The following is a 23,153-nucleotide window of genomic DNA, read 5'->3' as shown; positions in this document are numbered from 1 at the left end:
CGCTCCTTACGTCATCATGACGCGATGGACTGCATACACGTCTGAGATTTGTTTAATCCGGTCAACGACCTTTTGTAAGTGATTGACGTTATTGATCGCGATCGTCATCGAAATCTTCGCTTGTTTGCTGTCATCGCCTTTACCGCTGACGGCAACGATGTTCGTGTTTGTTGCTGAAACAGACTGCAATACTTCATTGAGTAGACCCGCACGGTCGTACCCCGAGATTTCGATTTCGACGTTATAACTCTTGACCGTTTTTCCTTCATGCTCCCACTCGACTTCGAGCAAGCGTTCCGGATTTTGTTCATTCAAAACATTCAGGCAATCCGAACGGTGAATCGACACCCCGCGTCCACGCGTAATATAACCGACGATGTCGTCCCCGGGAACCGGGCTACAACAGCGACTCATCCGGACGAGCATATTGTCGATGCCTTTGACACGCACACCTTCTGGATTTTGTTTTTTCGGACGGTCAAATGTTTTCATCTCACTGATGGCGTCATTCAACTCAAGATTTTTAGATTCTTTATCTTTGCGTAACTTTTCCGTCAATTTGTGAGCGACTTGGGCAGCCGTCAAGCCATGGTAACCGACTGCGGCGTACATGTCTTCTTCTTGACCGAAGTTGAACTTCCGCGTGACGTCTTCGAGTGTTTTATCCGTGATGACTTCCTTCGGTTCAAAACCAAGTTTTTTAACTTCTGCTTCAATCAATTCGCGCCCTTTAAGGACATTTTCTTCGCGCTGTTGCCGTTTGAACCATTGACGGATTTTATTTTTCGCTTGACTCGAGACACAGATTTTTAACCAGTCCTTACTTGGACCGTAACTATGCTTCGACGTAACGATTTCAATGATATCGCCCGTTTTCAATTTATAATCGATTGGAACCATCCGTCCGTTGACCTTCGCACCAATCGTCCGGTGTCCGATCTCCGTATGAATACGGTAAGCATAATCGATCGGGACAGAGCCCTTCGGTAGCTCGATGACGTCGCCCTTTGGTGTAAAGACGTACAACATATCACTAAAGAAATCGACTTTGACGGATTCCATGAACTCTTCCGCGTCCGCTGTATCTTTTTGTAACTCCAGGATCTCACGGAAATGAGCAATCTTGTCTTCGAAGCCCGATTTCGCCTCTTGCTCTTTTCCTTCCTTGTACGCCCAGTGTGCGGCGATTCCGTACTCGGCGATGAAGTGCATGTCCCGTGTCCGAATTTGAACTTCGAGCGGCTCCCCTTTCGGTCCGATGACGGTCGTATGCAGCGACTGGTACATGTTCGGTTTCGGCATCGCGATGTAATCTTTGAATCGACCCGGCATCGGTTTGTATTGCGTATGAATGATACCAAGGACCGCGTAACAATCTTTGATTGAATCCACGATGATTCGGACTGCCATTAAATCATAAATTTCACTGAACTCTTTTTTCGAGTTTTGCATTTTATTATAGATCGAGTAAATGTGTTTTGGACGACCGTCGACCTCAGCAGCAATCTGTACTTCATCCAACACTTCATTGACCTCTCCGATGACGGAATTAACGAGCGCTTCACGTTCCGTTCGTTTTTGTTTCATCATCGAGACAATCCGGTAATATTGCTGTGGATTGATGTATCGGAGGCTGATGTCTTCAAGCTCCCATTTAATCGTCGAAATCCCGAGACGGTGTGCAAGCGGCGCGAAAATTTCGAGTGTTTCTTCCGCTTTTTGAACTTGCTTTTCTTTAACCATGTGTTGCAAGGTCCGCATGTTATGCAGACGGTCAGCAAGCTTAATCAAGATGACACGAATGTCTTCTGCCATCGCAATGAACATCTTCCGGTGATTCTCTGCTAATTCTTCACGTTTGGATTTATATTTAATTTTCCCGAGTTTCGTCACACCATCAACGAGCATCGCGACGTCCGGTCCAAAGCGTTCCGTCAACTCTTCAAGCGTAATGTCTGTATCTTCTACGACGTCATGAAGAAGCGCTGCGACAATCGTCGTGGCATCGAGTCCGATGTCGACAAGAATCCCGGCAACTTGTACCGGGTGAATGATATAAGGTTCACCCGATCGACGAAATTGTCCATCATGCTCGTCTTTTGCGAATTGGTAGGCACGTTCAATATCGTTCACTTCTGCCTCTGTCATGTATTCCGCACATCGAGCGAGAAGGTCTTCTACGTTTACGATTTGTTTATTTGTCATCCCTTTTCCTCACCCAGTCCCCGGGATTGCTTCCGCCTAAATCCCTAATATATATCTTCTATTATCGTGAAATCTTTATAAGATGTCAAAATAAAAAGAAATACCCCCCCGACAAGTTCGTCGGGAGAGTATTCCTGTCATTAGTCTTCGTAGCGAATCAATGACAAAATATCGTAACCTGCTAATTTTTCACGTCCACCAAGTCCATCCAATTCAATCAAGAACCCGATTCCGGCAACCGTACCACCAAGTTGTTCAATCATTTTGATCGTTGCTTCAATCGTCCCGCCTGTCGCAAGCAAATCATCCAGGATGACAACACGTTGCCCTGGTTTGATTGCATCATGGTGCATCGTCAAGACATCTTTGCCGTACTCAAGACCATACTCGACACGGACTGTCTCACGAGGGAGCTTGCCTTCTTTACGAACGGGCACAAAACCGATTTCCATCGCGTATGCCGCAGGGCAACCGACGACGAATCCACGTGCTTCCGGTCCTGCGATAACGTCTGCCCCTTGCTTGCGTGCATACTCGACGAGTGCATCGACCGATTGTTTGTAAGCCGGACCATTTTCCATCAATGATGTGATGTCTTTAAAGCTGATTCCTTCTTTCGGCCAGTTCTCGACCTCTTTTATATGCTGTTTGAACTCCATGTCATTTCCTCCTGCTTCGCCGCTTCCACTAAAGTATCAAAACGCTCTTTCAACTGAGCGAGTGACGAATAAATGTATTGTTGCTCGAGACGTTGACGTTCTTCATGACGCTTGTACGTCGCGGCCTCCGTCAAATCTCGTTTTTCAGCGTCAGGGTTCACACCCGGTAGCCCGTCCTCCATTGTAACAAGAAAATCGAGTTCCGAAAACACTGAATGCATAAAGTTAATCGAACGTTTCGACCATTTTCTTGTTTTCGACAAACGTACGAGTCCGATCCGCAACTCTTCGCGTGGACATTTTGCGAAGTAATTAAAGTAATGCTTGAAGTCTTCACGCGACGGAATCGCCTCGAAGTAGTACCCTTCATCCTTAAACGCACAATAAATCCGCTCCGCCTGTTTCAAGTACGGTAAGAATGCTTCTTCCGTCTCCGGTAAGTCGAGGAACACAATATTTTCATGAATCGCCCCATTCAGCGGACGCTCGGCATATTTTTGTTTTGTTTCGTCCGAAAACGCAACGAGCGTCGTCTGTTCTTGGGGCAACTCAAAAATGTCCGTTAATGGTTTTTTCCCACCTCGGTAATCAAATAACTGATAATCGGCGACAGCCAAATCTTGAATCATCAATTGCGGCTTCCGAAAACCATTCCACTCATTGATGTTCAGACTCCCCATCAATGAGACTTCAGCGAGTAGTGAAATTTCGTCTACCGTGTCACCGAAACCGAAACCAATCCCGTCTAACTCTGACGTTCCATCCGATAAGAGCGCCTTCAAATGGGTCAAATCACGGCCGATCCGTTTCATGTCCCGAATTTTAGCGTCTTCGATGACGATCCGTGGTGCCGGATTCCCCATACCGAACGGAGCTAAGCGACCAATTTCCTCAATTAATCCGATTGAAACGTCAGAGACGCGTAGACGCAAGTCGATCTCAATCGTCGCGATGAAGGCTTCATCCGGTAGTTTGGCAGCCTGTGCATTCAAGCGTTCACGTAACGTGACGACGTCATCCGACGAGAGTGTCATGCCGGCAGCTGCCGGGTGTCCACCGAAATGCGGTAAGATGTCTTCACATAGCGTCAACTCGGCAAATAAATCGAAGGCTGCAATCGAGCGACCAGACCCTTTCGCCGTCCCCTTCTCCGCATCATGACAAAGCATGATGACCGGACGGTGATATTTCTCGACGAGTCGTGAGGCGACGATGCCGACGACACCCGGGTTCCAGTTGTCCGCGTCAACAACAAGCACACGGTCTTCTAGATATTTTTCTTCGACAAGTGCTGTCGCTTCTTCCGCGATTTGTTTGACGATGTCTTGCCGTTGTTTATTTTGTTGGTCGAGCTGGTTCGCAAGTACGACGGCTTCCTCGAGTGTCTCAGCAAGTAACATCTCAAGTGCCGGCATCGCGGAATCGAGTCGACCGGCCGCATTGATCCGGGGACCGAATGCGAACCCGACCGATTCTTCCGTCAGTTCGTCTTCCGTCAAACTACAGACTTGGCGTAGTGCCAAGATGCCGGGACGCTCACTTCCATTCAACGCTTCAATTCCTTTTGTCGCAAGCAACCGGTTCTCATCGACGAGCGGTACTAAGTCGGCAATCGTTCCGAGCACGGCGAGGTCAAGCAACTCCGTCGGGACACGTTCGAGCAGTGCGTGTGCGACTTTAAAGGCAACACCTGCCCCAGCGAGTTTTGAGAACGGATAGTTGCGATCGACACCCGGGTGAATCATCGCATAGGCGTCCGGGAGAACTTCTTTCGCCTCATGGTGATCGGTGATGATGAGGTCGACACCTAACTCTTTTAAGACGGCTGCTTCCTTGATACCTGAAATCCCGCAGTCGACCGTGATGATTAATCCGAATCCTTCTTCGACCGCCCAGCGGAAGGCCGCTTCATTCGGTCCGTATCCTTCCGTGAACCGGTTCGGGATATAACATTCTGCCATTGCCCCGATTTCAGTTAACGCATGCCACAAAATCGCAGCCGAACTGACACCATCGACATCATAATCCCCATAAATTAAGATCATTTCACCTTGATCGGCAGCTTCTTTAATCCGTGCGACGACTTTTTCCATATCCTGAAACAGGAATGGGTCATGGAACGGCATTTGTCCTGCTTCTAAAAAGGCCGTTGCCTGAGCCGGCGTCTCGAGACCACGCTGGACTAGCAGACGGGCTACGTTCGGTGAGACGGACGCTTGCGCGACCAGCTCGTCTATTTTTAGCGGATCGACTGCTTTGTCGAGCCATGTTTTTTTTGAATGATACATCCAATCCCTCCAATCAACTTCCCCATTATAAGACAAAACCCGCGTCAGGGATACCCAACGCGGATTGTCTTCATGAAGCTTGTTTTGGTTGTTTTAATGTGCGTTTTTTCATGACGAGCCAAAGTTGCGCAGCGATGAAGATCGATGAATACATCCCCATGAACAAACCGACAAGCAAGGCAAGACTGAAACCACGAATCGCTTCACTTCCGAAAATATAGAGGGCGGCAGCCGTCATGATGACGGTCACGACCGTATTGATTGAACGGATGATCGTTTGCTGAATCGATTCGTTGACGACGTCGCATAATTCATCAAACGAAACGGTTCTGCCGCCTTTTTCAGCACGCCCTAAATTTTCACGCACCCTGTCGAACGTCACGATCGTATCATTGACCGAGTACCCGATAATCGTCAGGACGGCGGCGATGAAGTACAGGTTGACTTCGATTTGGAAGAGTGAGAAGAACGCGATGATCATTAAGGCATCATGGAGCAAAGCAAGCACTGTCGCGATGCCATACGTCGGTTGGAAACGGAACGAGACATAGATGACAATTCCGATTGAAGCGAGCAAGACAGCGTACATCGCATTTCGGGCGATCTCACGACCCACTTGTGGGGAGACCGTTGAAATACTTGGTGCTTTATCATACTTCGCTTCAATCGTTTTGTTCATTTCCGCGACTTGTTCTTGACTGAACTCACCGACGAACGTGACGTTCGCGAGCGTACCGCCTTGCGCGAACTGAATCCCGTCGATTTCTTTTGCGTCGATCCCCGCTTCTTCAATGACGGACCGGACTTCACTTTCCTGGATTTGATTTTCCGAAGAAATTTCGACCCGTGTCCCTTCCGTGAAGTCAATCCCGAGATTCAAGCCTCGGAATGAAAGCAACAGAACCGACAGGAGAACTAAAGCGATTGTGATCGTGAAGTAGACTTTGCGATGTTTTACATAATCGAATTTCGTAGGATTAAAGTTCACGAATTTCACTCTCCTTTACGCCAAACCATGATTTTTTCTTATCAAACCAACGGCTACTGACAAGAAGTTGCATCAAGTAACGAGAGATGAAGACGTTCGTGATGAACGTGACGGCAATCGAAACCATCAACATGATCGCAAACCCTTTGACGGTACTCGTTCCGAAGTAATAGAGGACACCTGCTGAGATCAGCGTCGTTAAGTTCGCATCTAAAATCGTTCCGAATGAACGGCGATTCCCGGCTTTGAATGCCGACAAAACAGATTTCCCACTACGTAGCTCATCTTTAATCCGCTCTGCAGTGATGATGTTCGCATCGACCGCCATCCCGACTCCAAGGACGAGTGCCGCGATACCTGGTAAGGTCAAGACGGCATTGATTCCGTTGAAGAAGATCATGACGAGGTAAATATAGAACAACAACGTGATGATTGAGACGAAACCAGATACACGGTAGAACAGCAACATGAATAAGAAGACTGCCGCAACACCGATCATTGATGCAAATAATGTTTGATCAAGCGCATCTTTCCCGAATGCCGCCGACACTGATGTCGAGTAGATTTCATCAAGCTTAACCGGTAATGCCCCAGCATTTAAAATGGATGACAATTGTTTTCCGTACTCGGCGTCGATATCGCCACCCGAGATGATTGCTTTATCCGAGTTGATTGGCTGATTGACTGACGCATCAGATACAATTTTCGAATTTTCTTTTTGAATCTCTTTTTCGTACGTGTCACCTTTCGCATAATCAAGCCAAATAACGAGACGATTATCCGGCGCTTGTTTTTGCGAAATCTGTTGTGTCACTTCATAGAACTTCTCTTTTGATTTCAATGTTAATTCGACGAGTGGTTCGTTCGTATTCGGATCATATCCGACTTTCGCACCCTTCGCCTTTAAATCCGATCCGTCAAGCAACAGCTTATCGTCGATATCACGGAATGATAACTCGGCTGTCGAAGATAGAATCTGACGTGCTTCGCTTTGGTTTTTGACACCCGCGAGTTGTACACGAATCCGGTCTTTCCCTTCGATTCGGATGTCCGGCTCCGATACACCGAGAACGTTGACACGGTTTTCGATTGCCGTCAACGTCGCGCTCATCGCTGTATCATCGATGACATCCCCCTCTTTTAAGGGTTGAACTTCATACAACACTTCGAACCCGCCCTTTAAATCAAGACCGAGTTTCGTGTCTTTCAAGAGCCATGTCGACGTCGTGCCGATCAAGATGAGTAATGCGGCGACGATAATGAAGAACGTGGCTAGTTTTCCTTTCTTAACCATGCTACATTGTCCTTTCTCTAAACCCCAGTATATTTTCAGACAACTTTCGTATCCTATCCTAGCTTACATAAGAATTGGTAATCATAGCAATCGTTTTTCTCATATAAAGACAGAAAAGACGCTCCGAAATTCGGAAAGCGTCTTTTTCTTGCCTTATTCGACGGTTTCGTCGTCCATGACAGTCGTTGATTTTTTTGTAACTTCCGCGACTGCACTACGATTGAACGTCAATTGGGAATTCCCTGATTTTAATGTAACTGTCGTTTCATCAACCTTTTGTACGACTCCGTGGAGTCCACCGATTGTAACGACCGTGTCGCCGCGTGATAATTGCGTTTGCATTTCACGGACTTGCTTCTGGCGTTTGTTCTGTGGACGAATCAACAAGAAATAGAACACCACGAAGATCAAAATCATCGGGAGGAATGTGATTAGTTGTTGCATCTGACTCAGCTCCTTTTCATTCAAATCACGTTCATTATACCTTGAAACGATTGATTTGTCAGACGATAACTCAGAAATTCTTTGCGTTTGGTAAATTATAACCGTATTCTTCGAAGAACTCATCCTTGAAATCAAGTAAACGGTCCTCTCGAATCGCTTGGCGAACGCCCTCCATCAATTTGACGAGGAAGTGAAGGTTATGTGTCGAACAGAGATGTAAACCGAACGTTTCCTGGGCACGAATCAAGTGGTGGATGTAGGCACGTGAGTAATTTTTACATGCATAGCAATCACACTTTTCGTCGAGCGGACGGAAATCGCGTGCATATTTCGCATTACGGACGACAAGCCGGCCGCTTGATGTCATCAACGTTCCGTTACGCGCAATCCGCGTCGGTAAGACACAGTCGAACATATCGATACCGCGAATCGCCCCTTCAATCAAGGCATCCGGTGATCCGACACCCATCAAGTAACGTGGTTTATCTTCCGGCATGAGTGGCGTCGTGAATTCGAGCGCCCGGTACATGACGTCTTTTGGTTCTCCGACAGACAAACCACCGACGGCATAGCCTGGGAAGTCGAGTGATGCAAGGTCACGTGCGCTTTGACGACGTAAGTCTTCGTACTCGCCCCCTTGGATGATCCCGAACAAGGCTTGATCTTGCGGCCGTTCATGCGCCGTCAAGCAACGTTCTGCCCAGCGACTTGTCCGTTCGACCGATGCTTTCATGTATTCGTGTGACGCCGGGAACGGCGGACATTCGTCAAACGCCATCATGATGTCTGAACCGAGTGCGTTTTGAATCTCCATCGCTTTTTCCGGTGAGAGGAACAGCTTGTCCCCGTTCAAGTGATTCCGGAAGTGGACGCCTTCTTCCGTGATGTTCCGGAGGTCAGCGAGTGAGAAGACCTGGAAACCACCAGAATCCGTTAAAATCGCGCCATCCCAGTTCATGAACTTGTGTAGACCGCCTGCTTCTTTGATGACGTCGTGCCCCGGACGAACCCAGAGATGATAGGTGTTCGAGAGAATGATGTTTGCGTTCATGTCCTTGATTTGTTCCGGTGCCATCGTCTTGACCGTCGCTTGCGTTCCGACTGGCATGAAGACAGGTGTTTCGAAGCTACCGTGCGGCGTGTGGACGATTCCTAACCGCGCACCTGATTGTTTACATGTCTTAATGTGTTCGTATGTTACTGCGTGTTTTGTCATCGGTTTAATTCCTCTCTTGTTAAGAACATCGCGTCACCGAAACTAAAGAATCGGTATCCGTTTGCGACGGCTTCTTCGTATGCGTGTAAAATGTGTTCCCGGGTCGACAGTGCGGAGACAAGCATGATTAACGTCGACTTCGGCAAATGGAAATTCGTAATCAAACCATCGATCGCCTTCACTTCCTGCCCCGGGTAAATAAAGATGTCCGTCCACCCCGTCGCTTCGACGAAGTCACCATGATCACGGATAACTGTCTCAAGTGTCCGCGTCGACGTCGTTCCGACCGCGATGATCCGTCCGCCGCGCGCTCGTGTCTCACGTAAAATTGCTGCTGAACTTTCCGGCAGTTCATAATATTCACTATGCATCTTATGACTGTCGACGTCATCGACCGAAACCGGACGGAACGTACCGAGACCGACATGTAACGTGAGCGGTGCTAGTGTAACGCCTTTATCCGTCAATGCTTTCAGCAATTCCGGTGTGAAATGGAGTCCAGCAGTCGGTGCCGCAGCACTCCCGCGTTCGCGCGCATACACCGTCTGGTAACGATCTTGATCGTCGAGTTGCTCGTGAATATACGGTGGAAGCGGCATCGTCCCGAGCTCGTCGAGGACTTCATAAAAGATACCGTCATACGAGAACTTCAAAATTCGTCCGCCATCGTCGAGCGCTTCGACGCATTCAGCTTTAAGTAAGCCGTCACCAAACGTAATCACCGTTCCCGGCTTCACACGTTTCGCTGGTTTTGCGAGCGTCTCCCAGACATCATCACTCGTCTGCTTCAATAACAACAGCTCGATTTTTCCACCGGTTTCTTCTTTGACACCAAACAAACGGGCTGGTAAGACTTTTGTATCATTGATGACGAGCGTGTCGCCCGCATTGAAGTGCGAGACGATATCATGGAACCGTTCGTGACGTAACGCTCCCGTCTCACGATCAATCACCATCAGCTTCGAGCTCGTCCGATCGAGTAAGGGAACTTGGGCAATCTGTTCTTCCGGCAAATGAAAATCAAATAAGTTTACATCCATGAGTCAATTTCCTTCTTTCAATCCTAAATGTTGCCGCGCGAACGGTGTCAAGACACGACCGCGTGGGGTTCGTTGTAAAAATCCTTGTTGTAACAGGTACGGTTCGTAGACGTCTTCAATCGTCTGTGCGTCCTCCCCGATCGTTGCGGCAATCGTTTCGAGTCCGACGGGTCCGCCAGCAAACCGTTCAGCGAGTGAACGGAGTAACCGGTGATCGACATCATCCAGTCCGAGCGCATCGACATGGAGCCGGTCGAGTGCACTCGTCGCGAGTGTCGCATCGATTTCTGTTTGATGGGCGACCTGGGCAAAATCACGCACCCGGCGTAATAAGCGATTGGCGACCCGTGGCGTTCCACGCGAGCGGAGCGCGATGGCTTCCGCCGCCATCCGGTCTGCTTCAAATCCGAATAGACGTGACGTCCGGGTAACAATCGCTGAGAGCTCCGGCATCGTGTAATACTCAAGTTTCAGTGTCACACCGAAGCGGTCACGGAGCGGGGCAGACAACATCCCGGCCCGCGTAGTCGCACCGACGAGCGTAAACGGTGGCAAGTCAATCCGGACACTGCGGGCCAGTTCGCCTTGTCCGATCACGATATCAAGGCAATAATCTTCCATCGCCGGATACAGAATTTCTTCGATTGAACGACTGAGCCGATGAATTTCATCGATGAATAAGACATCTCCCGGTTCGAGTGACGAGAGGATTGCTGCTAAGTCACCCGGTCGCTCGATTGCCGGTCCTGCTGTCGTCTTGACACCGACGCCCATCTCATTGGCGATGATCGTCGCAAGTGTCGTCTTTCCGAGACCAGGAGGGCCATAAAGCAGAACGTGATCGAGCGTCTCTTGACGAATCTTCGCCGCTTCGATGAAGACACTTAAGTTTCCTTTTGCCTTCTCTTGACCGATGTACTGATCAAGTGTTTGCGGACGTAGACTCCACTCTTCTTGATCTTCTGCATGGGCTGATTCTGATAAAATCCGCTCTTCCATTTTGTCCTCACCTCACATTCAATAACAACTGAAGGGCCCGCTTGACATATTGATCCGTCGAGAGCACTTCGGCTTGAAGCGCCTTTTTGACTTTTTCGACTTCACGGTCACTGTACCCGAGAGCCGTCAAGGCTTCACATGCTTCGTTCAACTCGGCATTACTTTGAGCGAACAGCCCTTCGCTCGGTACATAATCCGGAGCGAGCTCGGCTAATTTCCCTTTTAAATCAAGTGTCATCTGTTTCGCCGTCTTTTTACCGACGCCCGGGAACTTGATGAGGTAACTTTCTTTTTCCTGTTCAATCGCTTCGACAAGCGCGTCAACATTTCCTGACGCGACGATTGCGAGTGCCCCTTTTGGACCAATTCCTGTCACACCAAGCAATTTCGTGAACAATGCACGTTCGCGTCGTGAACGGAATCCGAACAATACTTCTTGATCTTCTCTCACATAATGATACGTATATACGATAACCTGTTCGTCTCCGGTCCGATAAAAAAACGGGTTCGGTGCTACGATTTTGTAGCCAATCCCCCCGACTTCGATCGTCACGAATTCCGCACAGACATAAGCGACCTCGCCGCGTACGAATTCTATCAATTTAGAACGCTCCCATCCAATTACAAACTCTCGTGCTATTGTAGCATATAAGTCCGATTTGCTTCAAAATGTTCTTCCGACAAAAAACGCCTCACCGATGAGTTTAATCGGCAAGGCGCTGTCTGATTTATGATCGGTCGAGCATCCGCTCCAGTGCCAAGACGGCATATTCTGTCGTCTCGGCATCGACGCTGATGATGTTGACAGGCGTGCCACGCTCGACTTGTTCGAGTGACCAGGCAAGATGTGGTAAATCAATCCGGTTCATCGTCAAGCAGGGACACATGAATGGATTGAGGGATACAATATCTTGCTCCGGAAAATCCTTCTCCAACCGGTTGACGAGATTCATCTCTGTTCCGACCGCCCATTTCGTGCCGGCTGCCGCCTGCTTCACTTGATTGATGATATACGCTGTCGAACCGTTTAAATCTGCTGCTTCCACGACCTCAAACGAGCATTCCGGATGGACGAGAATCTGGCGTGCCGGATCCGTCAGCCGGAACTGTTCAATTTGACCGACCGTGAACTTTTCGTGGACCGAACAATGCCCTTTCCATAAAATGACACGGATGTCCGAGTCTTCTCCATCAAATACTAATTGATCGTTGATCGGATCCCAGACCGCCATCTGTTCGAGCGGAATTCCGAGCGCATGCGCTGTGTTTCGTCCTAAATGTTGATCCGGCAGGAAAAACAGAATATCCCGTTCCGCAAGCGCCCATTCGACCATCTTGACAGCATTCGATGAAGTCACCGTCGCTCCCCCATGGCGTCCGACGAACGCTTTGATTTCTGCTGTCGAGTTGACGTAGGTCAAAGGTAAAATCGAGTCACCGAGCCGATTGACGAGATAGGCATAGGCACGTTCCGTTTGATAGCCGTTCGCCATGTCCGCCATCGAACAGCCGGCACGCATATCGGGTAAGACGACCGTATGTTCAGCATCTGTTAACATATCGGCTGTTTCCGCCATGAAATGGACACCACAAAAAACGGTATACTCGGCCTCCGTCATCTGTTTCGCGATTTGCGCCAGTTGAAGCGAGTCCCCTGTTGCGTCAGCAAACTGGACGACTTCATCTTTTTGATAATGGTGCGCCGGCAAAAACAACCGACTGCCCATCCGGTGTTTGACCCCTTCAATGATTGCTGTTAATTCTGCCTCTGTTTTTTCTAAGTACTGTCCGGGAATCCCTTGATTCGCCAATAAATCAAAGCTCATCTTTTTTTCCTCCTTGAATTTTCATACTGATATCGAGTGCCGGTGCTGAATGTGTCAACGCCCCGATTGAAATGTAATCGGCGCCGACGTCGCAATATCTCGGCAATGTCTCAAGCGTCACGCCACCGGACAGTTCGACTGTTATCGCCAACGGAATCGCTTGACGGAACCGTTTGATTTCTGCAGGTGTTCGGTTGTCGAGCATGATGATGTCGACACCGGCTTTGACCGCTTCGTCGACTTCCGATTCTGTCTCGACTTCGACTTCGATCGGCGTCGTATGCCCGACGGCACGTTTTGCCCGTTTGACTGCCTCCGTGATCGACCCTGCTGCCGTGATGTGGTTATCTTTAATCATCACGGCGTCGTCTAGGCGCCCCCGGTGATTGAAGCCACCACCGACGCGAACAGCATGTTTTTCAAGCATCCGTAGACCTGGTGTCGTCTTGCGTGTATCCGCGATGCGAATTCGTCCGTCTGCCCGGTCAACAGCACTGCGTGTCAATGTCGCAATACCTGACGTCCGTTGAATCAAATTAAGCGCTACCCGTTCTCCGCTCAGAATTGAACGCAAGTCGCCCGTCCATTCCGCAAGAACTTGTCCCCGCTTGATTGCTTGTCCATCTTCAACCTGTTGAATGAATGTCACCTCTAGCAATCGTGCAAGCTCACGCAACACGGCGACGCCGCAAAAGATGCCATCCTCTTTCGCAAGGAATCGTCCCGTCCCTTGCTCGTGTCCAGTCAGACAAAGTTCACTCGTGATGTCTTGATGTCCGATATCCTCGATTAAAAATCCTTCAAGTTGTTGCTGCAGGTGCCATCTGTTCATTCGTTTGTCGCTCCTCTTTTAATCGACGTAATGCTCCTTCGAGGAGGAGACGTCCCGTCATGATGTGTAATCGATTTTGTTCCGCCTGCCGCCCCGTTTGCTGAACCGACTCGCTCATTAATTGCTCAAGGGTGGCTTGAAGACGGTCTTCTTTAAGTTCAACCGTTAAGACTTCACTCAACTTCTCCTGTAAAACATCATCCTCACATCCAAAGACCGGTCGGAATGCAGGTAGTGCCCTCCGAGGTGCGAGCTGCAACTGCCGTGCCACGGCTTTTCCCATCACAAAACATTCGAGCAACGAGTTCGAAGCGAGACGATTCGTGCCGTGTAATCCGATTGATGCCGTCTCGCCGACTGCATATAAACCAGCGACGGACGTTTGTCCTGCAAGATCCGTTTTAATCCCACCCATCAAAAAGTGGACACCGGTCGTCACCTCGACAAGCTTTGGATTTATGTTCAATTTTTCACATTTTTGGACGAATGTCGGGAAGCGTTCCGCTAATTGCACGACCGGTGTCGTGTTGAGGTAAACCGATTCCTGTTTTCGGACTGCCGTGATCATAGCCGCCACTTCGTCCCGTGCCGCTAAGTCCCCTTCCGGATGATTGTCCATCACACGGTGACCATCGCGCGTCATTAAGTATGCTCCCGCACCTCTCAACGCCTCTGTGATTAAGCCAACGGATTTTCCATGGTGGACTAAAATCGTTGGATGGTGTTGGACGTACCCTAAATCAGACAAGTTTGCCCCGACGGCAGCAGCAAGTGCTAATCCGTCTCCGGTGATCGTAGTATCATTCGTCGAAGTCGACAAAAGGCCGCCGATTCCTCCTGTCGCCAGGACGACGGCACGTGCTGAAATTTCAATCCGCTCTTCGCCGCGATATCCTGCTGCTCCGACGACACGTCCGCCAGACGTTAACAATTGTGTGATGACGGTCTGCTCAAGGACTGGATGCGTGATTTTTTCAGATAGTGTTTCCATCATCCGGCACCCAGTCTGGTCACCCCCGCTATGGAATATCCGCGGAAGACCGTGCGCTCCCTCGCGCCCAACCGCGTACTCACCATTCTCTTGACGGTCGAAGATGACACCCAGTGCTTCGAGTTCAGAAATCACTGTCCTTCCTTCGCGTGTTACGAACTCCACGGCTTCAGGGTTCACCCATCCTTTTGCAGCGCGGACTGTATCTGCGCGATGTGCCTCGTGATCATCCTCGAGCGCCGAAGAAGCAATCCCCCCTTGTGCCCGCATCGAGTTCGTCTCACTTCTAGTTCCTTTCGTGACGAGTAATGCGCGCAGATTGTCCGGTAAGTGGAGTGCGACCGTGATTGCTGCAAGCCCTGTCCCGACAATCAAGACATCGGTCACGAAATGTTTATGTAAAGACATTTGTTTTACACCTCTGTTTTTTTAGTTTACTATTATCTTGACAATAAGTTTGGCATATTTTTAGTCGAGTGACAAGACGAAAGGATCCGGTTCATTTATGATTTATTTAGATTACGCGGCAACGACTCCGATGTACCCTGGTGCAATTGAACAGTATCGATTGGCGGCTGAACAAGCTTACGGCAACAGTTCTTCACTTCATGACATAGGAAATCGAGCAGCACAAATTCTCGAACGTGCACGTACACAGCTCTTAGCTCTACTCGGTCAAACTGATGGAAATATCGTTTTCACCGGTAGTGGCTCGGAAGCGAATTACATTGCGATACAGCACCTCCTTCGTCAAAGTAAAAAGACAACTGTCTTGACACTTGCTTGCGAACACGATTCCGTTCTCCTTCCACTGGAGCGGCTCGCCTCAAATACGATTCTCTTACCACTGCTTCCAAATGGTTCATTTGACTGGACGTACTTCAAGACCGTCTGCACGGATGAAGTCGGTGTTGTCTCGATTCAACACGTCAATTCGGACACAGGCTTCATTTTTCCAGTTGAAGAAATCGCTCAATTTTGTCAGGCGAGAGGCATCTTATTTCACTGTGACGGTGTGCAAGGATTTCTCAAACACCCCCTCTCAATCGACTCGTTTGATGCCTATACGTGCAGCAGTCATAAAGTCTACGGACCAAAAGGACTTGGTGCCGTCTATTTACGCCGTCCGCTCTTTAGCCCTTACTACGCTGCCCACCACGAGCTTGGAATTCGCCCCGGAACGGTCGACATCCCGGGAATCGTCGCTTTCCTGACTGCTTGTGAGCACTATCAATCTGAAAATCCTCGCTTCCAAGCCGCAAGTCAGAAATTTCGTGGTATGCTACAAAAAAGACTTCCTCATGCGAGTTATCACATCGTCGAGTCACCCAATCAACTGGCTTCGATTTGTGCCATTCATACGAAACGGATGGATGGACAATTCGTTTTACTTGCCCTGAACCGGGCTGGAATTGCTGTTTCAGCCGGAAGCGCTTGCCGGGCAGGCGAAAATGGACCGAATTCTACGCTTCGTGCCATCCAGTATGATGAAACGGCAGCACACGGCCTGATTCGTCTTAGTTTTGGACTTCATACGACAAAAGAGGAAGTCGAGCGGTGTATCGATTTCTTATGTACACTTGATACATGATTTTTTTGAAGAAGGGCAGGAGTGGCAATGGGAAGAAGACAATCTGGAGAAGAACGTCGAAACTTACTCCTACAGATTATTGAGGATAGTGATCATCCGATCACCGGTACGGCACTTGCGAAACAGGCGGGTGTAAGCCGACAAGTCATCGTTCAGGATTTATCGTTATTAAAAGCTAAAGGTCATCCAGTCGTAGCTACGGCTCGCGGGTATTTACTCAACGAACTAGAAAACGATTCTTCACGAAAACGGCGAAAAATCGTCTGCCGTCATGGATACGATCAACTTAAAGAAGAATGTGACGCCATCGTCGACGAAGGCGTCACCGTTCTTGACGTCATCGTCGAACATCCGGTCTACGGTTTCATCACGGGCGAGTTGATGCTGAAAAGTCGGCGTGATGTCCGCGTTTTAATAGAACGCCTTGAAGAAACACAGGCGACCCCATTATCGAGTCTGACGGATGGTGTCCACATCCATACGTTAGAAGCTGACAGTGATGAGGCGCTTGAAGCAGCAATTGAAAAGTTAGATCATCTCGGCATCCTAGTTTCCGAGTTGGACGTCTAACCAAAATGCATGCACCTGACCGTCATGAACGAAAAAAGTATGTACAGAAAACGCCGATGGCTCCGCATAAAAGCGGGAACATCGGCGTTTCTTACGCACAGGGCAGAATCGTCTTTCATTACGTTTGATTTTTAAGCGATGATCGCATATGCCTCTTCGACTTTTAGACTGTAGACAAACTCTTATGAAACGTAAAAATGTGATATCGAGAAGCAACAGTTCGCGCTTCCCTGTCTCGCCCCGTCTTCAAAGCGGCAATCTTCCGCGCCGCTACAGCAAAGCTGCAGGGTCGCGGAACGCACTGCAGAGGCAGGCAAGACCCTGCTCGTTGGCCGTGAGGACCAAGGAGCAACGGCTTGCGCCTCGCCCGAGGAAAGCAACGAAAAAAGACACTTTTATTTTCAGATATCACTTTGTCTACACGCTGAAAGAAGGGATTGCACATCCATGATAGATGGCAATCCCTTCTTTTTTTTATCATCGGCTTTTAATCAACGTGTTGTATTCAGACCTCTTCCAAATCGATCAAGATCGTTCTTCGACCGTTTCAGCAACTTCAGACGCGAATGTTGCTAATATTTTTCGGACACGGCGGTTTTCAACATGAAGTACCGTGAACGTGACACGCTCATATGTCATCGTTGTGCCAACTTCAGGAATTTGACCGACACGTTCCATAATCCAGCCGCCCAGCGACTGGGCTTCTGTTTCCGGCATCGTCAACTCGAATTGGTCACAAAAATCTTCAATATCATACTCTGCGAGACATTCGAAACGGTTTACACCAATCTGTTTCGTATATTCAAGTGATTCATCATGCTCATCCCAAATTTCACCGACTAATTCTTCTAAAATATCTTCAAGCGTAATTAATCCGGCCGTTCCACCAAACTCGTCAAGTACGACAGCCATATGTGACTGTTTCACTTTCAGTTCAGGTAACAAATCCATCAAATGGGTTTGCGGAACGACGAAGGATACCGGTCGAATCCACTCACGGATGTCGACGGTTCCATTTTTGACGAACTCGCGTAAGAAATCACGTTCGGATAGAACACCGATGATATGGTCAATCGAGTCCTTATAAACCGGCAGACGGGAAAAACCGCCTTTTTGTACCTCACGTAAAATTTCTTCGAAGCTGTCATCGATATCAATCGCTTGAATATCTGTTCGTGGTGTCAACGCTTCTTCGACAGTAATGTTCTTAAAATCGACGGCACGGTGGACAAGCTCAGCCCCTGCTTCATCCATGACGCCTTCTTCTTCGCTAATGTCGACGAGTGCACGAAGTTCTTGTTCCGTTACGAGCGGTCCTTTCGGATCAGCACCAATCAGGACGAGTGCAACGTGGCGCAACTTTAAAAATAAGAAGACTCCCGGTTTGAAGAGACTCAGGCACATGCGCAGTGGACGACTAATCCAGAGGACGTACTTTTCAGCATGTTCCCGTGCGTAAGATTTCGGAATCAATTCACCGAATAACAAAATCAGTAAGAACGTTCCGAAAATGATGCCGATGCGTGGTAACGGCTCCGGTGACATCGTCATCGCAAGCCATCCCCCAATCATCGCAACACCGAGGTTCGAAATCGTATTGCCAATCAAAATTGCGGTCAGCGTTTCTTCATAGCGTTGGAACAAGCGCAGTGCTTGTGAGGCACGACGGTCGCCTTCTTCTGATTGATGCAAAATCCGTAAGCGGTTTGCGCTAGATAAAGCAGTTTCAGAAGAAGAGAAGAACGCTGAGATGACCAATAACACGAGCAGCCAGATAAACGGAATCGCGGGAAGTGGGTCCACGATGATTTCACACTCCATTTCCTAAATGAATGATTTACGTGATCTTTAGAACGAAGACTCGATGAATTCGAATTCGAAGTCACGGATCCGAACGACGTCCCCATCAATCGCACCTAACTTACGGAGCTCATCATCGACGCCCATTTGACGTAATGTCCGAGCGAATCGTTTAATCGACTCTTCCCGCATGAAGTTCGTCATCGTGAAGAGTTTCTCGATCCGTGGTCCTTGGATGACGAAGCAATCATCTTCATCTTTCGAAATCGTAAAGCCAGCTTCTGGTGCTTCGTAACCATAGACAACACGTGGTGTCGCTGCTTTTTCTTCAAGCTCTTCAAGACCAAATTCTGGTGTCGCATCGACGAGATCGGCGATCCGGAACAAGAGGTCACGCAATCCTTGACGCGTCGCTGCAGAAATTGCAAAGACTTCGAGGTCCGGGAAAGCTTCTTTGAACGCTTCGAGGTTCGCTTCTGCATCCGGCATATCCATCTTGTTTGCGACGACGACTTGCGGACGATCCGTCAGACGTAAGTTGTAGTCTGCCAGTTCTTTGTTGATGATGTTGTAATCCTCAACCGGGTCGCGCCCTTCCATTCCACTCATGTCGATGACGTGGACGATGACTTTCGTCCGCTCGACGTGACGGAGGAATTGGTGACCGAGTCCGACACCTTCACTTGCTCCTTCGATGAGTCCCGGTAAGTCGGCCATGATGAAGCTACGGCTGTCTTCCGTTTCAACGACACCGATGTTCGGTGTGATTGTCGTGAAGTGATATGCTCCAATTTTCGGACGTGCTGCTGAGACGATTGATAACATCGTTGATTTCCCGACACTCGGGAATCCGACAAGTCCAACATCAGCGAGCATCTTGAGTTCAAGTTTCAAGTACTTCTCTTCGCCCGGCTCCCCGTTTTCCGCATGTTCCGGAGCTGGGTTCGCAGGTGTCGCGAAACGCGAGTTTCCGCGTCCACCACGTCCACCTTTAGCGACGACGGCTTGTTGCCCGTGATGAACGAGATCGGCAATGACTGCATCCGTATCATCATCGTAGACGACCGTGCCTGGTGGTACTTTAACGACGAGGTGCTCCGACTTACGTCCGTGCATCCCCTTCGACATTCCATTTTCACCTTGAACGGCTTTAAAATGGCGTTTGTAACGGAAGTCCATTAACGTACGAAGTCCTTCATCCACTTCAAGAACGACGTGAGCACCGTGCCCACCATCTCCTCCGGCTGGACCACCGTCTGGAACATATTTTTCACGACGGAACGCAACTTGCCCGCGTCCACCATCTCCTGCTTTTACATAAATATTTACCTGATCGACGAACATGTCAGATCCCTCCTATTACTTCTCTTCCCCTACAGGAAGACTTTCAATTTCGATCACACACTCATTGGCTGTCTGTGACTCGATTTCCATCGGCGTCACTAGATTCTTAAGGCGCGACATATCTAGTAGATCCCGATAGACCTCGATGGTCACGCCCTCATGGAAGGTCACGGATACTTCTCCATCTCCCACTTCAATCATATCAATCGCAGCCTCGATGATTTTCGCTAGCCGTACGTCATCAATCTGCTTCGGTTTCTCGATCACATCATATTCGACAGTCAAGCCTGTCCAATCCGCTCGTTGAAGTGTGAGCGCTGTTTTCGGTAGTTCAATCAACGTCAGGCGTCCTTCTCGTGACGCTTGCTCGCGATAGACTGAACAAATCGATTCAACCGCCGCCTCGTCACCCATCGCGCTATACGAACGAACGAGTTGTAATCGATTCAACCATTCGTGACGAAGTGTCTTTAAAAGATCAAGTACCTGCTCATCCTTCATCGGTCGTTCCCTCCTAAAAAAACAGACCCTAACCCCCGAAAGTGGCTAGAGTCTGCTTCATCGATCACTTATGCTGGGTAAACGCTGACTTGTTTTTTGTCGCGTCCAAGACGTTCGAAACGAACGACACCAGTTGCAGTTGCGAAAAGTGTATCATCGCCACCACGTCCGACGTTCATACCTGGGTGAATCTTCGTACCGCGTTGGCGGTAGAGGATTGAACCAGCAGAAACAGTTTGACCGTCTGCACGTTTCGCCCCAAGGCGTTTCGATTGCGAGTCACGACCGTTCTTTGTCGAACCTACCCCTTTTTTCGATGCGAAGAACTGAAGATTAAGTTTCAACATGTGGAATCCACCTCCTATATTTGTTCAAGTTGGATATACTCACCGTAACTTTCAGCGATGGTTCCGAGTTGGACCAATGTCGCTTCCAGTAACAATTGGGTGCGTTCACTGACATCCGGTGCTAAGTCAGCGTACGGCTCTACATAAAAGTAGCCACCCTCTTGTTGTTCTGCCATTTCAAGGAGCAGGACCTGCCCGAGTAGTGACTCGATTGCATTGTATGCTCCGAAAATCACGCTTGAAGTGCCGGCACAGACTAAATCTAGACCAGGCTCAGCAAACTCGGCATGTCCTGTCACTTCGATGGAACGGATCAAATCCGCTTCATCTCGTCGAATCTTAACACGTATCATGGCTTACGCTTCGATTTTCTCGATGCGGACCTTCGTGTAAGGTTGACGGTGACCTTGCTTACGACGGTAGTTCTTTTTAGCTTTCATTTTGAAGACTGTGATCTTTTTCGCGCGAGCGTGTTTGATGACCGTTGCTACGACCTTCGCACCTTCTACGAGTGGAGCGCCGACTTTAACATCGTCACCACCAAGGATCAAGACTTCGCCGAATTCTACTGTGCTGTCGACGTCTGCGTTTAATTTCTCAACGTAGATCTCTTGGCCAGCTTCGACTTTAACTTGTTTACCACCAGTTTTAATAATTGCGTACATTACGTGCACCTCCTCTTAGGAACTCAGACTCGCCATCACGGGCAGCGGATGCTTTAAAACCCGGTCTGTGCGGTTGTAGTCATTTGGTGCTTCCAAACGAACTAACGTTATTCAGAATACCAAATGAAGTTGACTATTGTCAATAACGTTCTTATTGTTTTTGCTGACGACCGATAAATTCTTCACATTCCTGCTTCGTTCCCGTAAATAAGATACCGGTTTCGCCTTCGACAATCAACAGCTCGACCGGTGCATCTTGTAGCAACAACGGACTTAATCCGCCAGTCGGCACGCGGACGACTGCTGCTTCCGCATAGGTCGCAATTTCAATCAACTTCGGTTCGAGTTGTCGGTGAATCGCAATCCGTGACGGCTTCCCTTGTACGATGGAACGCTCGAGTAACGATTTTCCATGCCGTTGCCGCGTCAATTCGCAAAGGCCCATCTTCGTAAAGCCGTAGACTTCGATTTGCTTCGTTTCTTGGGCGGCGCGTTCCTTTAGCAATTGCGTCACACGCGTCTGCCCTTTACTTGAGCCCCGCAGGAAATCGACGGCAATCATGCCACTGATGTTGCGCAGGCGTAATTGCCGCATGATTTCACCGGCTGCCGCTTCATTGATTTGGTCAAACGTCCGTTTTTGCTCTTTGACGGAAATCATCTTTCCACTATTGACGTCAATCACTGTCATCGTCTCGACTTCTTCAATCAATAAATAGGCGCCTCCATCGAGCCAAACGACTTTTTCGAGCGCTTTCTCGATGACGCGGTCGACATGCCCCATCTCCGGGAGCCGTCCTTTCAATACAGGACGATCGACGCGTAATCCGAGTTGCTCCAATCGTTCTTTCTCCATTCGATTCGATACACAGGCTTCTTCGACGAACGGGAGCCGTTTCGCTTCCTGGACAATCAATGATTCATCCTGTTCTAAGTTATCCTGCTTTAGCATTTGTTCATGACGGGCACGTAACTGGAACAGTTCTTTCTCAAGTACACCGGCTTCTGCTTGCGATGCTTCCGTCCGGTATAAGATGCCTTCCATCTCACTTGTCTGAATCAGCTCCGCTAATTGTTGCTGCGTGACGAGATCGAGTTTCCGGCTGAAGCGGACACGCCGACCATACGGGAAATAGACGAGATAGCGTCCGCCATAGGTGATGTTTTGCGTCACTTTATGCTGTTTCGGTGCCGTGCCTTCCTTGACGACCTGAACGAGAACGGTCTGACCGACTTGGACAGCCTGACCGATTGTCAGGACATCCGGGTAACGGCGTAACGTTTCTAATGTTTCGTTGATCGGTAAGTAAAGCGGTGTTCCATCGGTCGCAATCAAAAAGGCAGCCTCAAGCGTCGGATGCAGCCGATCGACTTTCGCGTAGAGCAGCGTACCGACACGAATCTCATCTCGCATCCGCTCATGGTACTCGACGACCCGTCCGCCTTCAACTAACGCAACACGCTCAAGCGACGGGGTTTGTTCACTAATCCATTTCATACGAATTCCTCCAAAAAAAATAGACCAGAAGCAACATAGCTCTTCTCGTCTATTT

At 49.0% G+C, this 23,153-nt stretch carries 20 protein-coding genes, 1 pseudogene and 1 other annotated feature; of the genes and pseudogenes, 2 read left to right on the top strand and 19 right to left on the bottom strand.

The features are described 5' to 3' along the window. Positions 1-6 precede the first annotated feature (6 nt). The 12 genes and pseudogenes from KNP94_RS09820 to KNP94_RS09760 all read right to left on the bottom strand — a co-directional run bounded on the left by KNP94_RS09820 (position 7) and on the right by KNP94_RS09760 (position 15,190). On the bottom strand, positions 7-2,205 hold the full coding sequence (locus KNP94_RS09820; protein ID WP_214807267.1) for a RelA/SpoT family protein: 2,199 nt from the start codon (positions 2,203-2,205) through the stop codon (positions 7-9). A gap of 140 nt (positions 2,206-2,345) precedes the next feature. Beyond that, positions 2,346-2,864 carry an adenine phosphoribosyltransferase gene (locus KNP94_RS09815; RefSeq protein ID WP_215115615.1) on the bottom strand — a complete coding sequence of 173 codons (519 nt, stop codon included), beginning with the start codon at positions 2,862-2,864 and terminating at the stop codon, positions 2,346-2,348. Further along, positions 2,843-5,152: a single-stranded-DNA-specific exonuclease RecJ gene (gene recJ, locus KNP94_RS09810; protein ID WP_215115614.1), complete on the bottom strand. Its 2,310-nt coding sequence runs from the start codon at positions 5,150-5,152 to the stop codon at positions 2,843-2,845. Before recJ ends, KNP94_RS09815 begins: the two co-directional genes overlap by 22 nt. A gap of 70 nt (positions 5,153-5,222) precedes the next feature. Beyond that, positions 5,223-7,434, bottom strand: a pseudogene (gene secD / locus KNP94_RS15930) (protein translocase subunit SecD). Positions 7,435-7,587: 153 nt separating this feature from the next. Then, the gene (gene yajC / locus KNP94_RS09795) at positions 7,588-7,878 is read right to left on the bottom strand and encodes a preprotein translocase subunit YajC (protein WP_029331035.1); all 291 of its coding nucleotides are present in this window, start codon (positions 7,876-7,878) and stop codon (positions 7,588-7,590) included. A gap of 70 nt (positions 7,879-7,948) precedes the next feature. Next, positions 7,949-9,094: a tRNA guanosine(34) transglycosylase Tgt gene (gene tgt, locus KNP94_RS09790; RefSeq protein ID WP_088837522.1), complete on the bottom strand. Its 1,146-nt coding sequence runs from the start codon at positions 9,092-9,094 to the stop codon at positions 7,949-7,951. After that, entirely contained in the window at positions 9,091-10,134 is a 1,044-nt protein-coding gene (gene queA / locus KNP94_RS09785) for a tRNA preQ1(34) S-adenosylmethionine ribosyltransferase-isomerase QueA (protein WP_088837523.1), read from the bottom strand. Before queA ends, tgt begins: the two co-directional genes overlap by 4 nt. 3 nt (positions 10,135-10,137) lie before the next feature. Continuing rightward, positions 10,138-11,133, bottom strand: coding sequence for a Holliday junction branch migration DNA helicase RuvB (gene ruvB, locus KNP94_RS09780; RefSeq protein WP_088837524.1), 996 nt, complete (start codon positions 11,131-11,133; stop codon positions 10,138-10,140). A 7-nt stretch (positions 11,134-11,140) separates the two neighbouring features. Continuing rightward, entirely contained in the window at positions 11,141-11,734 is a 594-nt protein-coding gene (ruvA, locus tag KNP94_RS09775; RefSeq protein ID WP_029331039.1) for a Holliday junction branch migration protein RuvA, read from the bottom strand. A gap of 127 nt (positions 11,735-11,861) precedes the next feature. Then, on the bottom strand, positions 11,862-12,959 hold the full coding sequence (nadA, locus tag KNP94_RS09770; protein WP_215115613.1) for a quinolinate synthase NadA: 1,098 nt from the start codon (positions 12,957-12,959) through the stop codon (positions 11,862-11,864). Next, positions 12,949-13,791, bottom strand: coding sequence for a carboxylating nicotinate-nucleotide diphosphorylase (gene nadC / locus KNP94_RS09765; protein WP_214802163.1), 843 nt, complete (start codon positions 13,789-13,791; stop codon positions 12,949-12,951). The genes nadA and nadC overlap by 11 nt, the downstream gene beginning before the upstream one ends. Then, on the bottom strand, positions 13,760-15,190 hold the full coding sequence (locus KNP94_RS09760) for an L-aspartate oxidase (protein ID WP_214804390.1): 1,431 nt from the start codon (positions 15,188-15,190) through the stop codon (positions 13,760-13,762). The genes nadC and KNP94_RS09760 overlap by 32 nt, the downstream gene beginning before the upstream one ends. A 97-nt stretch (positions 15,191-15,287) precedes the next feature. Between KNP94_RS09760 and KNP94_RS09755 the strand changes: the two genes are divergently transcribed. Together KNP94_RS09755 and KNP94_RS09750 are read left to right on the top strand one after the other, a co-directional pair. After that, positions 15,288-16,373 (top strand): cysteine desulfurase family protein, encoded by a 1,086-nt coding sequence (locus KNP94_RS09755; protein ID WP_215115612.1) that lies wholly within the window; start codon positions 15,288-15,290, stop codon positions 16,371-16,373. Positions 16,374-16,400: 27 nt separating this feature from the next. Further along, positions 16,401-16,943, top strand: coding sequence for a transcription repressor NadR (locus tag KNP94_RS09750; protein WP_088837529.1), 543 nt, complete (start codon positions 16,401-16,403; stop codon positions 16,941-16,943). A 525-nt stretch (positions 16,944-17,468) separates the two neighbouring features. Here the strand turns inward: KNP94_RS09750 and KNP94_RS09745 are convergent. From KNP94_RS09745 to KNP94_RS09715, 7 genes are all read right to left on the bottom strand, one after another. Continuing rightward, a complete protein-coding gene (locus KNP94_RS09745) occupies positions 17,469-18,746 on the bottom strand; it encodes a hemolysin family protein (protein ID WP_215115611.1) in 1,278 nt (425 codons plus the stop codon). A gap of 45 nt (positions 18,747-18,791) precedes the next feature. After that, positions 18,792-20,087, bottom strand: a complete 1,296-nt coding sequence (gene obgE, locus KNP94_RS09740) for a GTPase ObgE (protein WP_029331046.1) — start codon at positions 20,085-20,087, stop codon at positions 18,792-18,794. Positions 20,088-20,102: 15 nt separating this feature from the next. Next, entirely contained in the window at positions 20,103-20,588 is a 486-nt protein-coding gene (locus KNP94_RS09735; protein WP_029331047.1) for a Spo0B domain-containing protein, read from the bottom strand. Positions 20,589-20,656: 68 nt separating this feature from the next. Continuing rightward, a complete protein-coding gene (gene rpmA / locus KNP94_RS09730; protein ID WP_012370976.1) occupies positions 20,657-20,935 on the bottom strand; it encodes a 50S ribosomal protein L27 in 279 nt (92 codons plus the stop codon). A 14-nt stretch (positions 20,936-20,949) separates the two neighbouring features. Continuing rightward, positions 20,950-21,288, bottom strand: coding sequence for a ribosomal-processing cysteine protease Prp (locus tag KNP94_RS09725; protein ID WP_029331048.1), 339 nt, complete (start codon positions 21,286-21,288; stop codon positions 20,950-20,952). A 3-nt stretch (positions 21,289-21,291) separates the two neighbouring features. Beyond that, the gene (gene rplU / locus KNP94_RS09720) at positions 21,292-21,600 is read right to left on the bottom strand and encodes a 50S ribosomal protein L21 (protein WP_012370978.1); all 309 of its coding nucleotides are present in this window, start codon (positions 21,598-21,600) and stop codon (positions 21,292-21,294) included. Between the two features lie 15 nt (positions 21,601-21,615). Further along, positions 21,616-21,685: a sequence feature (ribosomal protein L21 leader region), on the bottom strand. Positions 21,686-21,751: 66 nt separating this feature from the next. Then, positions 21,752-23,098 carry a ribonuclease E/G gene (locus tag KNP94_RS09715; protein ID WP_215115610.1) on the bottom strand — a complete coding sequence of 449 codons (1,347 nt, stop codon included), beginning with the start codon at positions 23,096-23,098 and terminating at the stop codon, positions 21,752-21,754. Between the last annotated feature and the right edge of the window lie 55 nt (positions 23,099-23,153).

This window comes from Exiguobacterium sp. s80 (genome assembly GCF_018618725.1).
GTDB lineage: Bacteria > Bacillota > Bacilli > Exiguobacteriales > Exiguobacteriaceae > Exiguobacterium_A > Exiguobacterium_A oxidotolerans.
Note: the sequence above shows the minus strand (reverse complement) of the source record. Positions and strands in the feature narration are given on the sequence as shown.